A 13,020-nucleotide genomic window follows, 5' to 3' on the forward strand; every position below is an offset into this window, starting at 1 on the left:
TGTAGAGTACAGAAAACTGGCCGCATAAATGTGTTTTTCTTCTGTCCCATTATGTGGGTGCAGTGCCATTTGAGAACACCGTTTTTTTATGTGTGATCAGAATCTTAGTCAGCTAGAGCAGCTGGATTTTGTGCAACCAAAGAGCGGTAAAATTCAGCTCTGGTAGCTTGAACGTAAGGAGCTAACCATAGATAGCCAATTCCTAATGTAAAGATACATAAAATAGCCCAACCCAAAAAGCTCAAGTCAAGGACAAAAAGCTCAAATTTATGGCCGTCCATTAAACGACGAGATCTTGTAATCGCTTCGCTTGCTCCTAGTTCTTTGCCCTGACGTTTTAAATCATCGACAATGTAATAAGACATTGAGTAAGAATAAAATTTAATGATACCAGGAACAACTAACAGTAGGTTCCACAAGAAGATAAAGATTGTTTGCAGGAGCCAAGTCAACACAAATGAACCAGCTCTGTTTTCTCTAAAACCAGCGAACAAGGCATTGAAAATGTTATCGTCTTTGCGACCATCAACCAAGTGGAGAAATGCAAAATATAGATTGGCAGCAAGGATGCCGGTTACAACACCAGAAGTGATAAAAGTGAAAAAAGAAAGCAATATACCGAAGACATAGAAAACAGCTATTAATCCAACAGCCCAGCCCCAGTTACCAGATAATTTTTGTTTAGCACGTGTTTTTAACTCAGCACGAGTCATGATAAAATCTCCTAACATATATTATTGTGTTATCGTATAGATACCAAGCGATTATATAATAATTTTAGCTAGTGGTCAAGGGACTGAAGAGAGTTTTTTATAAGATACTTTAACTTGATCGGACCTTAGTTAAATAATGTCAGTTCTTGTTGGAAACTCTGAGAATCTGCTTGAATTGTAATTTTTTCAGAGGTGAAGGGGTGTGTCAAACTGATTTGATGGGCGTGCAGCATCAATCGTCTTGCCCTTTGATTTTTATTATAAAGAGGGTCACCGATAATAGGATGTCCATGATGGGATAGGTGCACCCGAATTTGATGAGTCCGTCCTGTTTCTAACTGGCAGTTAACTAGTGTCGCCTCGTTAAATTCTTTTGACTTACTAATGTGGGTAATAGCTGTCTGGCCCCTGCTCTGATTAACAAGGCGTTTTCTGCGATCGTGGCGATCCCGTCCAATTTTATCTCTGTAAATCAAGCTATCTTGCTTGATTTTTCCCTGCACTAGAGCCCAATACTGACGCGAGATTTGTCTATCTTCCAAAAGACGATTGAGAATGGGTAGAACGAATGGGTTCTTGGCAAATAGGATTAAGCCACTGGTCTCCTTATCCAATCGATGGACAACATAACAGACTTTACCGACATAGGCTGAGACGTGATTGAGCAGGGCAATTTCTTGAGGTTCATTAGCATGAGTTTTCATGCCTTCGGGCTTGTTGACTATTATCAAGTGCTGGTCCTCATAGAGGCAGGCCACTAAACTAGCATCTCCCATGACAATAGACTTCTTAGGATAGTCGTCTTGGTCAAAGACTAGTTCAATATGATCACCAGCTTGAACCAAGCTTTGCCAGTTGATTTTCCTGCCATTGACTTTTAGATGTTTTTTGCTACGTAAAAAATGTCGAATCTTTCTGGGGACTAGCCAGTAATCTTCTAAGAGGGACTTAACTGTCGTTTTGGGAAAAGTATTGGGCAGTATTATTTGAAATTTCATAACCTCATTTTATCACAAAAATGTTTTCTTCTTAAGAATTTAAAGGAATCTTGCTATAATAGGATTATGAAATTTTTAGAAATTATGAAAGCTCAGTTTCGTAAACTGAAATCTGGACTGTTCAATAATCAAAAGCCAAAGAGATCTAGAAGCACTAAAAATACTAGATCTCAAGATTCTCAAGTGACTGATGATATGAGCATGACGCAGCGATTGGAATCGGTGCCGGTTCATGAGAGTCCTTATCATCGCAGTGGCACACATAGCCAAAAACATAAAAGCCGTTTGGATAGACTGATTGATAAATATCCTAAATTAGCTTGGGTAAAGGTCTTGATACCAGATAAGCAGTCTTGGATTCGTCGTTTTTGGCGGCGTTATCAGATCAATAAAATTTTGGCTCTGGGAGTCAGTATCTTTGTGCTGTTTACAGCAGCCTATCTCTTTTATTTGGCTAAGACGACCAATGTCTCTGACCTGCAGGACGCTTTGAAATCTTCTACAGTCATTTACGATAAAAATGGCAAGGAAGCCGGTAGCTTGATTGGCAGCAAAGGGACTTATGTTGAGCTCGATGCCATTTCCGATGACTTAGAGAATGCTGTTATCGCTACTGAGGATCGTAGTTTCTATAAAAATCATGGGATTAATTACCAGCGTTTTATTCTAGCCATTCTCACTGCTGGTAAATTTGGTGGAGGGTCAACCATTACCCAGCAATTGGCTAAAAATGCCTATCTCAGTCAGGAACAGACAATCACCCGTAAAGCCAAGGAATTTTTCTTGGCGGTAGAATTGGATAAAAAATATTCCAAGAAACAAATTTTGACTATGTATCTCAATAACTCTTATTTTGGAAATGGTGTTTGGGGAGTGGAAGACGCTAGTCAGAAATATTTTGGGACCAGCGCGGCTAATCTGACCGTAGATGAAGCAGCGACTCTAGCTGGTATGCTTAAAGGACCTGAAATTTATAACCCGCTTTATTCCGCAAAAAATGCCACCAATCGTCGTAATACGGTTCTTGAGAATATGGTCAATGCCAATTATCTTAAGGCATCGGACGCAGCTTCTTTCAAGTCTGTAGACATTAGTAGTCGTCTCAGTGATACCTATGTTGATAGTCACAAAGACTATAATTATCCGTCCTACTTTGATGCAGTTGTCAATGAGGCTATCAATAAATATGGTATATCTGAAAAAGACATTCTCAATAATGGCTATAAAATTTATACGGAATTAGATACCGATTATCAAACAGGTATGCAGACGGTCTATTCGGCACCATCACTCTTTCCGGCATCGCCTTATGATGGGAGCAATGCCCAATCAGCTAGTGTTGCAGTTGATCCTTCAACGGGAGGCGTTCGGAGTCTAGTTGGTCGTTTGGAAAGCACTAATGATCCGACCTTCCGTAGCTATAATTATGCGACTCAGTCATCACGCAGTCCTGGTTCAACTATTAAGCCACTAGTTGTTTACTCACCTGCTCTGGCGCAAGGTTACGATATTGATGAAGATTTACCAAATACGGTCAAGGACTACAATGGTTATTCGCCTTCCAACTACGGAGGAATTGAAACAAAAACCATTCCGATGTACCAAGCTTTGGCCAATTCTTATAATATTCCTGCCGTCTATCTACTCAATGAGATGGGTGTTGGAACTGCCTTTGACTACGGTAAGAAATTTGGTCTTAACATGGACAAGGTTCCTAAGAATCTGGGTGTTGCTCTAGGAGGCAGTGTCACCACTAATCCTTTGGAAATGGCTCAGGCATACTCTACCTTTGCTAATGATGGTGTTATGAATGAAGCACACTTCATCACTAAGATTGAAACGGCTTCTGGCAAACCCGTTATCGAATATAAGAAGTCTTCATCGCGAGTCATCAGCAAGTCGGTCAGCGATAAGATGACAAGTATGATGTTGGGGACCTTCTCCAATGGGACCGCTGTCAGTGCTAATGCCTACGGTTATACTATGGCTGGTAAGACCGGAACAACCGAGACCAATTTCAATGAAGACTTGGTTGGTGATGAATGGATTATTGGTTATACACCAGATGTCGTTATTGCCCAGTGGATGGGATTTGAACATACCGATGAAAACCATTATATTGTTGATGATTACGGGGCTTCAGATAATGTCTTTAGTCAGGTGGCAAGTTATATTCTTCCTTATACTAAAGGAACAGAATTTACTCAAGAAAATGCCTATCTATCTGATGGTGAGGGCCTGACTTATGATGCGAACAGCCAAGACAGTAATGGAACTTCAGATGAGTCAAAAGGTATTGTTGATAAAATTAAAGATGCTGCTGATGATGCTTCAGACAAGGTTAACAGAGCTGTTGAAGATTCTGGTATTGTTGATAAGGCCAAGGATGCTTGGGATACGGTCAAGGGCTGGTTCCAATAAACTTGCCAGATACTTTAAATCGTGCTACAATAAAGGAGATTGAAACGGAGGCAGAAATGGCTCAGAAAAAAGCAAGCTTAGCTTGTTCGGAATGTGGATCGCGCAATTACTCTATCAAGGTTAGCAGCAATCCCAGACTAACACGTTTAGAAGTTAATAAATATTGCAAGCGCTGTAAAAAGTACACACAACATAAGGAAACACGCTAAAAGTTTTAGCAGTTAGAGGGAGAAAGATCGTGAAATTTATTGCTGGTATTTTTCAAATTTTAGAACATACGAATTGGCCAACTCCCAAGCAACGTTGGGTAGACTTTATCTCTATTTTGGAATATACGGCCTTCTTTACGGTAATCATTTATATCTTTGATTACCTACTACGTATGGGTATTAATTATTTATTGACCCATGTGCATTTTTAAGAATATGAAAGGAGAATGGGATAGTAATCCTACTCTCTTTTTTTAATAAAATAAAAGGCTGAGGATTTTCCCTCGCCTTTTATTCTACTAACCTGCTTGGAAATCTTTATTTCCAGAATCCTTACTATCGCTAGAATCATCGTCATCATAATCATAACCATAATAGCTATAATAAGATTTTTTAAGCTCTTTTTGAAACTCTTTGAAACTCATATAATTATTTTTGGCATCCCTTTTCTCTTTTCGCGCATTGGAGCTAGATAGAGACTTGTAGGTTTCCATATAATAGGGTTCATTATCATCATAATAGACAATCGTTAATTTATGATCTTCAACAAAATAACGAGCCTCTAAATCATCAAAATCAGTATGTTCATCGTAGTTTACAGGATAGTATTCCTTGTAGTCATCATCATCAATTCTTGCTTTGATAGTTTGTTCATCTTTATTAATGTTTAAAGTCAATGAAGGGTGGGCTGTTGAAGCAAAATAGAAATCATAATCACTCAAATCTGTGTGGTTATAGGAGACAAGATTTCCGTTCTTACTAGTCAAATAGGTATAGAGAGTCACATCTTCATAATCAGATTTGTATTTACTATCGACCACTTCTCCATTTTTAGAGAAAGTTTCCCAATTACCATCATCATAGTAGGCAGATTTTGTTAACTGCCAATCTCCCTTAATATCTTTAGCTAGTAAATTCTTTTGAGCATAATATCCTGAAATCCCAAAGATCAAAAGGATTAGAGCAATGAAGGCGGCGATACCGATATTGAGCCAGAGTGGCCAACCTTTTTCCCCCTCCTTTTTAGCTTTGAAGAAGTTAGCAAATTTCTTAGGTTTAGGTGCTGCAACAGCTGCTTGATTCGGTACAGAGCTCCCAATACTGCCATCAGCTTGAACAGCTGGTGGCGTAGTTTGTACTTGATCAACTTGCTGAGGAGAAGCAGTGGTAGTCTCTGCTTCTTTCTTATCGGGAATAAATTCCCCTGCTAACTCAGCTTCTAAATAATCGATCGTTTCGGGCTTTCTTCCTTGAGTTAATTCAAAAAACTCAGCCCATTCTTTTTCATTCATAAAAAGATCTCCTTAAAACAAAATACTCTCCTAAAGAGTTTGATAGCAATAGTATATCATTTTTGCTTGCTTTCCGCACTATTTTTTGAGAATTCGCGGAAAAATAGTTTTGTGGTCCGGATAATTGTGCTATAATGTTATCAAATCAAAGCCAGCAGAGGCTTTTTTATTATGAAAGGAAATCATTATGTTAGATTCATTTGATAAGGGTTGGTTTGTTCTACAAACGTATTCAGGTTATGAAAATAAGGTTAAGGAAAATCTTCTACAAAGGGCTCAGACCTACAATATGATGGATAATATTCTGCGTGTTGAAATCCCTACCCAAACCGTCAATATTGAGAAAAACGGTAAGGTTAAAGAGGTAGAAGAGAATCGTTTCCCAGGTTATGTTCTGGTTGAAATGGTCATGACTGATGACGCTTGGTTCGTTGTTCGTAATACACCTAATGTTACAGGATTTGTTGGCTCACACGGGAATCGTTCTAAACCAACACCACTTTTGGAAGAAGAAATCCGTTCCATCCTTGTTTCTATGGGACAAACGGTTGAAGTTTTCGATACCAATATCAAGGTTGGTGATGTTGTTCAAATTATTGACGGAGCCTTTATGGGACAAGAAGGACGTGTCGTCGAGATTGAAAATAACAAGGTTAAAATCATGATCAATATGTTTGGTTCGGAAACCGCAGCCGAAGTTGAACTCTATCAAATCGCTGAATTATAAGCACTTGAGCTAGAAAGTTTATTGCCTCGTAAGTAGCTCCCAGTTGGTTTGGGTCAATAAACTGTTATTAGGCTTAGCAGCTGTATTAGTCTCAAGAATTTGATTGCGCTGAAAAAGATTTAAAAACAATAAAGATGGAGATATTTTCCTAAAATATTAGGAAAATATCTCCATTTTCTTTTTCTAACACCTTGTTATAATAAAATTGTTAAAATGAATCAAATAGATGTGGAGGAAAATGATTATGTCCAGATTACCTGAAAATTTTCTTTGGGGTGGCGCTGTTGCTGCCCATCAACTGGAAGGTGGTTGGCAGGAAGGCGGTAAAGGAATCAGTGTTGCTGATGTTATGACAGCAGCTCGTCACGGCGTACCGCGTGAAATCACAGAAGGTGTGTTGGCTGATAAATATTATCCTAACCATGAGGCTATAGATTTCTATCACCACTATAAAGAAGACATTAAGCTTTTTGCAGAAATGGGCTTCAAGTGTTTTCGGACATCTATTGCTTGGACTCGCATTTTTCCGAATGGTGATGAAACAGAACCTAATGAAGCAGGTCTGCAATTCTATGATAATTTGTTTGATGAATGTCTGAAATATGGTATCGAACCAGTTGTTACCCTGTCGCACTTCGAGTTACCCTATCATCTCGTTACTGAGTATGGTGGCTTTACTAACCGCAGAACCATTGATTTTTTTGTTCATTTTGCAGAAACCTGTTTTAAACGTTATAAGAGTAAGGTCAGGTACTGGATGACCTTCAATGAAATTAATAATCAAGCTAATTATCAAGAGGACTTTGCACCTTTTACTAATTCAGGTATTGTTTACAAAGAAGGCGATGATCGCGAAGCCATTATGTATCAAGCTGCCCATTATGAGTTGGTGGCTTCTGCGCGAGCTGTAAAAATAGGTCTTGCTATCAATCCAGATTTTCAAATTGGTTGTATGATTGCTATGTGCCCGATTTATCCGGCGACCTGTAAACCTGCCGATATCCTGATGGCTCAGAAGGCCATGCAAAAACGTTATTATTTTGCCGATGTCCATGTGCATGGCTTTTATCCAAATCACATTTTAAAATACTGGCAACGTAAAGGAATTCAGATTGATTTCACTCGAGAGGATGCAGAAGCTTTGCAACAAGGGACTGTTGACTATATCGGATTTAGTTACTACATGTCCTTTGCCATTGATTCACACCGCCCGAACAATCCGCATTACGATTATCTTGAAACGGAAGATTTAGTGAAAAATCCTTATGTCAAAGCTTCTGATTGGGATTGGCAAATTGATCCTGAGGGTCTGCGATATTCGCTAAATTGGTTTACCGATATGTACCATCTGCCACTCTTTATTGTGGAAAATGGTTTTGGAGCCATTGATCAGGTGGAAGCGGATGGTATGGTTCATGACACCTATCGAATTGACTATCTTGGCAGCCATATCAAAGAAATGATTAAAGCTGTCGATGAGGACGGCGTTGATTTGATGGGGTACACTCCTTGGGGTTGTATTGATCTTGTTTCAGCAGGGACAGGTGAAATGCGGAAACGTTACGGTTTTATTTACGTTGATAAAGATGATGAGGGTCAGGGGAATTATAAACGTTCACCGAAGCTTTCATTTGATTGGTATAAGCAAGTAATTGCTTCAAACGCAGAAATAATATAATAGTCAATTGGGCTCACTTATTTTGTAGATATAAAAATTTATCATGACGACTCGGTTTTTGTTTTAAAATAAAACTGAGTCTTTCTTATTGTAACTTTTAGCCGTTTTTAGTATCTGGCAACATTTTTCCGTATTTGATTAATTTTCCGTATCGTTGCGGAAAAAAAGACAATGGTAAATATAAGCGCTTACAAGTATAATAGAAATACCAAATATGAGGAGGAACTTTTATGTCAAAGCAAGCTTTAATTATCTGTGCAGGTGGGATGTCATCATCGATGATTGCTAAGAAGACCATGACTTTGCTTCAGGAACAAGGTGAAGATATTGAAATGGATGCAGTTGGTGTTCCTGAAGGACAAAAACGTATTGATGCAGATAAGTATGATCTCTATCTGGTCAGTCCGCAAACGAAGATGAACTTCAAACAGTTGGCAGATGCTGCTGCTAAGAAGAATAAACCCATTGTGCAAATTCCACCGCAAGCTTATGTTCCAATTCCAATGGGAATTGAAAAAATGGCTAACTTAGTAAAAGAAAATATTTAGAAAACAATCATATCCTAGCGCTATCAAACTGGAGGTTGTGAGGTGCTGAATAAAAGGGAAACACAGATCATCCAACTTTTGATCAAGGAAGAAGATTTTATTACCGGCAAGGAGTTGGCTAGACTTTTAAATTGTTCGGATAGAACAATCAGAACTTACTGTAAATCTTTGTCTGAAAAATTAGCGGCTTATTCCGGTCTTGAAATCATCTCCAAACAAGGGCAGGGATATAAGCTTGAGATTCACAATAAAAAGGCTTATTTGCAATTTTTGGAAGAGAGCCACATCAACGACTATCAACTGAATCATCAGCCAACTAATGATATCAATGATCGTTACAGTTATTTATTAAATAAACTTTTATTTGAACAAGATAAAATTTATTTTGACGATCTTGCCGATGAGCTTTTTGTCAGTCGTTCTACTTTGTCGAGCGATTTTAAAAAAATCAGACAACGTTTTGCTTCTTATCATCTTAAAATTGAAAGCAAGCCTAACAAAGGTGTCTTTGTAACTGGTTCTGAATGTGATAAAAGACGTTTTATCATGGATTATTTTATCCATTCGGGTTTTATCACCACTATGCAGACTTATATTGACAATGAACTCTTAAATCAAAAAATCTCTTTTGAAGAATTGACTATTATTGTTCTGGATGAATACCGTGAGGGACATTTAAAGCTGTCCGATTTTGTTATTCAAAATCTAGTCGTCCATATCGCTCTGGCTATTCGGCGGATTACTGAAGGTTTTCATATCAATAAGATAGAAGAGAAGGTTGATTTGGGCAGCTTGGCTGAGCATGAAGTTGCTAGAAAAATATTGGAGCGTGTTTCTGCGGTTACAGGTATTCATTTTCCAGATGAGGAAATGGATTATATCACCCTACACTTGATTTCCAAAGGACGCGGAGGTATAACCTATGTGTCGGATGGTCTGCTTACAGATATTCGCTCAGAGTTGATTCAAAGCATCACACAATATGTACCTGAATTTGAAAATGATTTTCAGCTGATTGAAGGAGTTGTCACACATTTATCGACGCTTTTAATCCGACTGGAAAATGGAATTGTCCTTGAAAATCCAATGACAAATGACATTCTTGTCAATTACAGGGATATGTATTTTTTGGCTGAAAGGGTCATGTCCCAGTTGCCGACCTTTAAACGCTTTTCTCTATCGCAGGATGAAATTGCCTACATTGCTCTACATTTTATGGCTGCCCAAGAACGCTATAAGGAGCCAGAATAAATATAATATTCTTGTCATCTGTGCTACTGGTTATGGTAGTGCGCAGATGCTAAAAAGTCGTATTGAAAATGAGTTAGGTGGCTTGGTTCATATCACTGATGTGATTGGTTATTATGATATTAGTGATGATAAATTGAAAGATATTGACTTTATCATCTCCTCCATTGATCTCTCTAATCTAATTTTCTCGATCCCGGTCTTTACTGTTTCAGTTTTTCTCAGTGAGGATGAATTAAAAACCCTTAAAAGAGAGATTGCTTCTTTAAGTCAGTCAAATCAACATACTCCCTCTCCTCAAAAAACAAGAGAAGCAGTTGAAGGATATTTTGATGATTATTTCTCTGAGCGTTCCTTCTTTTTCTTATCTGAAACGAATAAAGAGGACGTTATTAAGCAGTTGATAATCAGTGTTTCTGACGGTGAGGATTCGGAATTTGAACGACGTATATCCCAGCTTATTGGGCAAAGAGAAGCTATGAGCTCAGTTGTTTTCAGCGAGACTATTGCAGTTCCCCACCCTCTCAAAGCGGTAGGTGATAGACATCATATAGCGGTGGCTATTATTAAGGATGGTTTGTATTGGAATCGAGAATTTCCGGCCATTAAGTTAGTCTTTTTAACTTCCATGTCTATTTATGAAAATGAGGGTCTGCCTGAATTAGCTTCCTGCATTGTTGAGTTGGTGAATCGTTTGGATATCCAAGAAGAAATATTGAAATGTCAGTCGTTTGAGCAGTTTAAAGCATTATTTTTAAAGCTAGAAGAAAGGTAGAAGGTTAATGAATACAGAAGAATTACAGGTTGCAGCATTTGAAATTATTTTAAATAGTGGTAATGCTAGAACTATTGTGCATGAATCATTTGATACTATGCGTGCAGGGAATTATGATTTGGCTGAGAAGCAGCTTGAAGAAGCTAATGAAGAGATGTTAAAGGCCCACCAAGCTCAAACAGATCTCTTACAAAAATATGCTGGCGGTACAGAGATTAAGATTGAAATTATCATGGTGCATGCTCAGGATCACTTGATGACAACCATGACTTTGAGAGAAGTTGCACTTGAAATGTTGGAATTGTATAAAAAAATCGGTTAGAAAGGGGTGGAAAAATGTCTCAACACTTAGATAAAAAACCAAGAAAAACAGTAAACCAGCAGTTGAAAAAGGAGATGATCCTGAAGAATAATTTATTTTCGCGTTATCTACTCTTTAGATATAGCTTGGCCTTATTTTTCTTTATCAATCTCTATTGGTTATTGCCTTTCCTTTATCGTCCCAATGTCTACCTTATTTTGCCAGTAATCTTGTTGATTGTAATTATTGGGGCTTGCGCTGAGCAGTTTAAATTGTACGGAGCTAAGGAAATTCATCTGACGCGGACCAGACAGGCTTTAAAAATTCAAGTTTTTGTACAGATTTGTTTGTTAGTTGTAGACATTTTGCCCCAGCAGTTATCGGCTGCCTTCCCTTTCTTTTCAGATAGTTTATCGGCTCATGTGATTTGTGCCCTGCTGCAATTCTTTGGTTTGCTTATCTGTTGGTACAACCTTAAGCGTATTAAGCAGATTAACAAGAATGAAGACAAGTTCTATCATCGTTTCCATAATCATATTGAAAAATATATTTAAAGGAGGAAAAAATTATGGATGAACAAAAAGGACTCTTCGGATTCTTCGATAAATATTTAATGGGTCCTATGAGTATAGTGGCACAGTATAAAGTTGTACGTGCGATTACAGCTGCAGGAGTTGCTTCGGTTCCCTTCACAATTGTCGGTTCAATGTTTTTAGTATTTAATGTTTTACCACAGTCCTTTGATTTTTGGCCTGCAATTGGAGATTTTTACGAAGCCACATTCTTCAAATTTTCCAGTCTCTATATGTTAGCTTATTACGTTACCATGGGTTCGCTATCACTTTATTTTGTCTTAACCATGGGTTATGAGTTGACCAAAATTTATGCTGATGAGGAAGATTTGAACCTCAATCCTTTAAATGGAGCCATGTTATCCCTCTTTGCCTTTTTAATGACCGTGCCACAAATCATTTTTAAGGATGGTTCTATGTCGGCTATTCTCAATCTAAAAAAGGGTGCAGTTGTATCAGATGGTTGGGCAATTGCTGATGGTGCCATAACACGTTTTGGTACCACAGGTATTTTTACCGCAATCATCATGGCTATTGTAGCAGTTTTGCTTTATCGGATGTGTGTAAAACGTCATTGGGTTATTAAAATGCCAGAAGCTGTTCCCGAGGGAGTCTCTCGCGGATTCACAGCTTTGGTACCCGGCTTTGTCATTGCCTTTGTCGTACTGTTTATCAATGGTGTTTTCGTTGTACTAGGAACAGATATTTTCCAAGTTATTGCGGCTCCGTTTGGTTTTGTTAGAGGTTTGACAGATACTTGGATAGGTATTATGATCATCTATCTTTTGACACAGATTCTGTGGAGTGTTGGTATTCATGGTGCCAATACAATCTTTGCTCCCTTTGTTAATCCAATTGCTCTAGCTAATATGGCGGCCAATGCCAAGGGAGCTCATTACATTGTAGCTGGTGAATGGTCTAATATGTTTGTCATCGCTGGTGGTTCTGGTGCTACGCTAGGTCTTTGTATTTGGTTAGCCACTCGTGCTAAATCTGAACAGTTGAGTGCTATCGGAAAAGCCTCCATTGTACCCGGTATCTTTAATATCAATGAGCCCCTCATCTTTGGTATTCCTATCATTTATAACCCGTCGCTTATCATCCCATTCATTTTAGCTCCAATGACGTCGGCGACAATTTATTATTTTGCCATGAAGCTTGATCTGATCAAGGCTGTTTTTGCTCAAGTTGCTTGGCCCACACCTGTTGGTATCGGTGCTTTCACAGGGACGGGTGATTGGAGAGCTATTATTTTAGCTCTTATCTGTGCTATTGCCGCCTTCCTAGTTTACTATCCATTTATCAAATCTTATGATAATAAACTCCTCAAAGAGGAACAAGGTGCTTGATGACTTATCATTGTCTAGCAAATATCTACCCAAAAGAGAGTAGGAGAGAAATTAGTAAATCGTGATAAAATCGCAATTTCAATTTTGTCGTCTTTTTTTCTGTACAGTTGGTTAGTTTGGCCTTTATCACTAGCTTGGCAAGGGATAAGAACTGCCGATCAACCAATACCTTAATCTGGTAAAGCTAAA

At 38.3% G+C, this 13,020-nt stretch carries 12 protein-coding genes and 1 pseudogene; 10 read left to right on the plus strand and 3 right to left on the minus strand.

From position 1 onward, the window contains the following. Positions 1-104 precede the first annotated feature (104 nt). Positions 105-713, minus strand: coding sequence for a DUF975 family protein (locus ACFOSE_RS06075; protein WP_380431674.1), 609 nt, complete (start codon positions 711-713; stop codon positions 105-107). Between the two features lie 125 nt (positions 714-838). Then, positions 839-1,711 carry an RluA family pseudouridine synthase gene (locus ACFOSE_RS06080; RefSeq protein ID WP_380431676.1) on the minus strand — a complete coding sequence of 291 codons (873 nt, stop codon included), beginning with the start codon at positions 1,709-1,711 and terminating at the stop codon, positions 839-841. 195 nt (positions 1,712-1,906) lie between these two features. Here ACFOSE_RS06080 and pbp2a point away from each other — a divergent pair, with 195 nt between their 5' ends. From pbp2a to secE, 3 genes are read left to right on the plus strand one after another with little or no spacing between them, the layout of a single operon-like run. After that, positions 1,907-4,132, plus strand: coding sequence for a penicillin-binding protein PBP2A (pbp2a, locus tag ACFOSE_RS06085; RefSeq protein WP_380431816.1), 2,226 nt, complete (start codon positions 1,907-1,909; stop codon positions 4,130-4,132). Positions 4,133-4,188: 56 nt separating this feature from the next. Then, positions 4,189-4,341 carry a 50S ribosomal protein L33 gene (gene rpmG / locus ACFOSE_RS06090; RefSeq protein WP_380431818.1) on the plus strand — a complete coding sequence of 51 codons (153 nt, stop codon included), beginning with the start codon at positions 4,189-4,191 and terminating at the stop codon, positions 4,339-4,341. Positions 4,342-4,370: 29 nt separating this feature from the next. Beyond that, the gene (secE, locus tag ACFOSE_RS06095; protein WP_380431678.1) at positions 4,371-4,553 is read left to right on the plus strand and encodes a preprotein translocase subunit SecE; all 183 of its coding nucleotides are present in this window, start codon (positions 4,371-4,373) and stop codon (positions 4,551-4,553) included. Between the two features lie 87 nt (positions 4,554-4,640). Here the strand turns inward: secE and ACFOSE_RS06100 are convergent, their stop codons facing one another. After that, a complete protein-coding gene (locus ACFOSE_RS06100) occupies positions 4,641-5,633 on the minus strand; it encodes a hypothetical protein (protein WP_380431680.1) in 993 nt (330 codons plus the stop codon). 187 nt (positions 5,634-5,820) lie between these two features. On the opposite strand from ACFOSE_RS06100, the gene nusG reads away from it, so the two are divergent. The 7 genes and pseudogenes from nusG to celB all read left to right on the plus strand — a co-directional run bounded on the left by nusG (position 5,821) and on the right by celB (position 12,831). Next, on the plus strand, positions 5,821-6,360 hold the full coding sequence (gene nusG / locus ACFOSE_RS06105; RefSeq protein WP_380431682.1) for a transcription termination/antitermination protein NusG: 540 nt from the start codon (positions 5,821-5,823) through the stop codon (positions 6,358-6,360). A gap of 244 nt (positions 6,361-6,604) precedes the next feature. Continuing rightward, positions 6,605-8,038, plus strand: coding sequence for a 6-phospho-beta-glucosidase (locus tag ACFOSE_RS06110; RefSeq protein ID WP_380431684.1), 1,434 nt, complete (start codon positions 6,605-6,607; stop codon positions 8,036-8,038). Positions 8,039-8,268: 230 nt separating this feature from the next. Then, on the plus strand, positions 8,269-8,586 hold the full coding sequence (locus ACFOSE_RS06115) for a PTS cellobiose transporter subunit IIB (protein WP_380431686.1): 318 nt from the start codon (positions 8,269-8,271) through the stop codon (positions 8,584-8,586). A 42-nt stretch (positions 8,587-8,628) separates the two neighbouring features. Next, a pseudogene (locus tag ACFOSE_RS06120) lies at positions 8,629-10,609 on the plus strand (BglG family transcription antiterminator). A 7-nt stretch (positions 10,610-10,616) separates the two neighbouring features. Beyond that, positions 10,617-10,931 (plus strand): PTS cellobiose transporter subunit IIA, encoded by a 315-nt coding sequence (locus tag ACFOSE_RS06125; protein WP_380431688.1) that lies wholly within the window; start codon positions 10,617-10,619, stop codon positions 10,929-10,931. Positions 10,932-10,945: 14 nt separating this feature from the next. Then, the gene (locus ACFOSE_RS06130) at positions 10,946-11,464 is read left to right on the plus strand and encodes a hypothetical protein (protein ID WP_380431690.1); all 519 of its coding nucleotides are present in this window, start codon (positions 10,946-10,948) and stop codon (positions 11,462-11,464) included. Between the two features lie 14 nt (positions 11,465-11,478). Further along, positions 11,479-12,831, plus strand: a complete 1,353-nt coding sequence (gene celB, locus ACFOSE_RS06135; protein WP_380431692.1) for a PTS cellobiose transporter subunit IIC — start codon at positions 11,479-11,481, stop codon at positions 12,829-12,831. The last annotated feature ends 189 nt before the right edge of the window (positions 12,832-13,020 follow it).

The organism is Streptococcus dentapri (assembly GCF_042649885.1).
Classification (GTDB): Bacteria; Bacillota; Bacilli; order Lactobacillales; family Streptococcaceae; genus Streptococcus; species Streptococcus dentapri.

What these genes read in the sequence shown, in the direction of transcription:
- nusG (WP_380431682.1), top strand. Translation starts at nt 5,821, where the DNA reads ATGTTAGATTCATTTGATAAGGGTTGGTTTGTTCTACAAACGTATTCA.
- ACFOSE_RS06110 (WP_380431684.1), top strand. Translation starts at nt 6,605, where the DNA reads ATGTCCAGATTACCTGAAAATTTTCTTTGGGGTGGCGCTGTTGCTGCC.
- ACFOSE_RS06115 (WP_380431686.1), top strand. Translation starts at nt 8,269, where the DNA reads ATGTCAAAGCAAGCTTTAATTATCTGTGCAGGTGGGATGTCATCATCG.
- ACFOSE_RS06130 (WP_380431690.1), top strand. Translation starts at nt 10,946, where the DNA reads ATGTCTCAACACTTAGATAAAAAACCAAGAAAAACAGTAAACCAGCAG.
- ACFOSE_RS06100 (WP_380431680.1), bottom strand. Translation starts at nt 5,633, where the DNA reads ATGAATGAAAAAGAATGGGCTGAGTTTTTTGAATTAACTCAAGGAAGA.
- celB (WP_380431692.1), top strand. Translation starts at nt 11,479, where the DNA reads ATGGATGAACAAAAAGGACTCTTCGGATTCTTCGATAAATATTTAATG.
- pbp2a (WP_380431816.1), top strand. Translation starts at nt 1,907, where the DNA reads ATGAGCATGACGCAGCGATTGGAATCGGTGCCGGTTCATGAGAGTCCT.
- rpmG (WP_380431818.1), top strand. Translation starts at nt 4,189, where the DNA reads ATGGCTCAGAAAAAAGCAAGCTTAGCTTGTTCGGAATGTGGATCGCGC.
- ACFOSE_RS06080 (WP_380431676.1), bottom strand. Translation starts at nt 1,711, where the DNA reads ATGAAATTTCAAATAATACTGCCCAATACTTTTCCCAAAACGACAGTT.
- ACFOSE_RS06075 (WP_380431674.1), bottom strand. Translation starts at nt 713, where the DNA reads ATGACTCGTGCTGAGTTAAAAACACGTGCTAAACAAAAATTATCTGGT.
- ACFOSE_RS06125 (WP_380431688.1), top strand. Translation starts at nt 10,617, where the DNA reads ATGAATACAGAAGAATTACAGGTTGCAGCATTTGAAATTATTTTAAAT.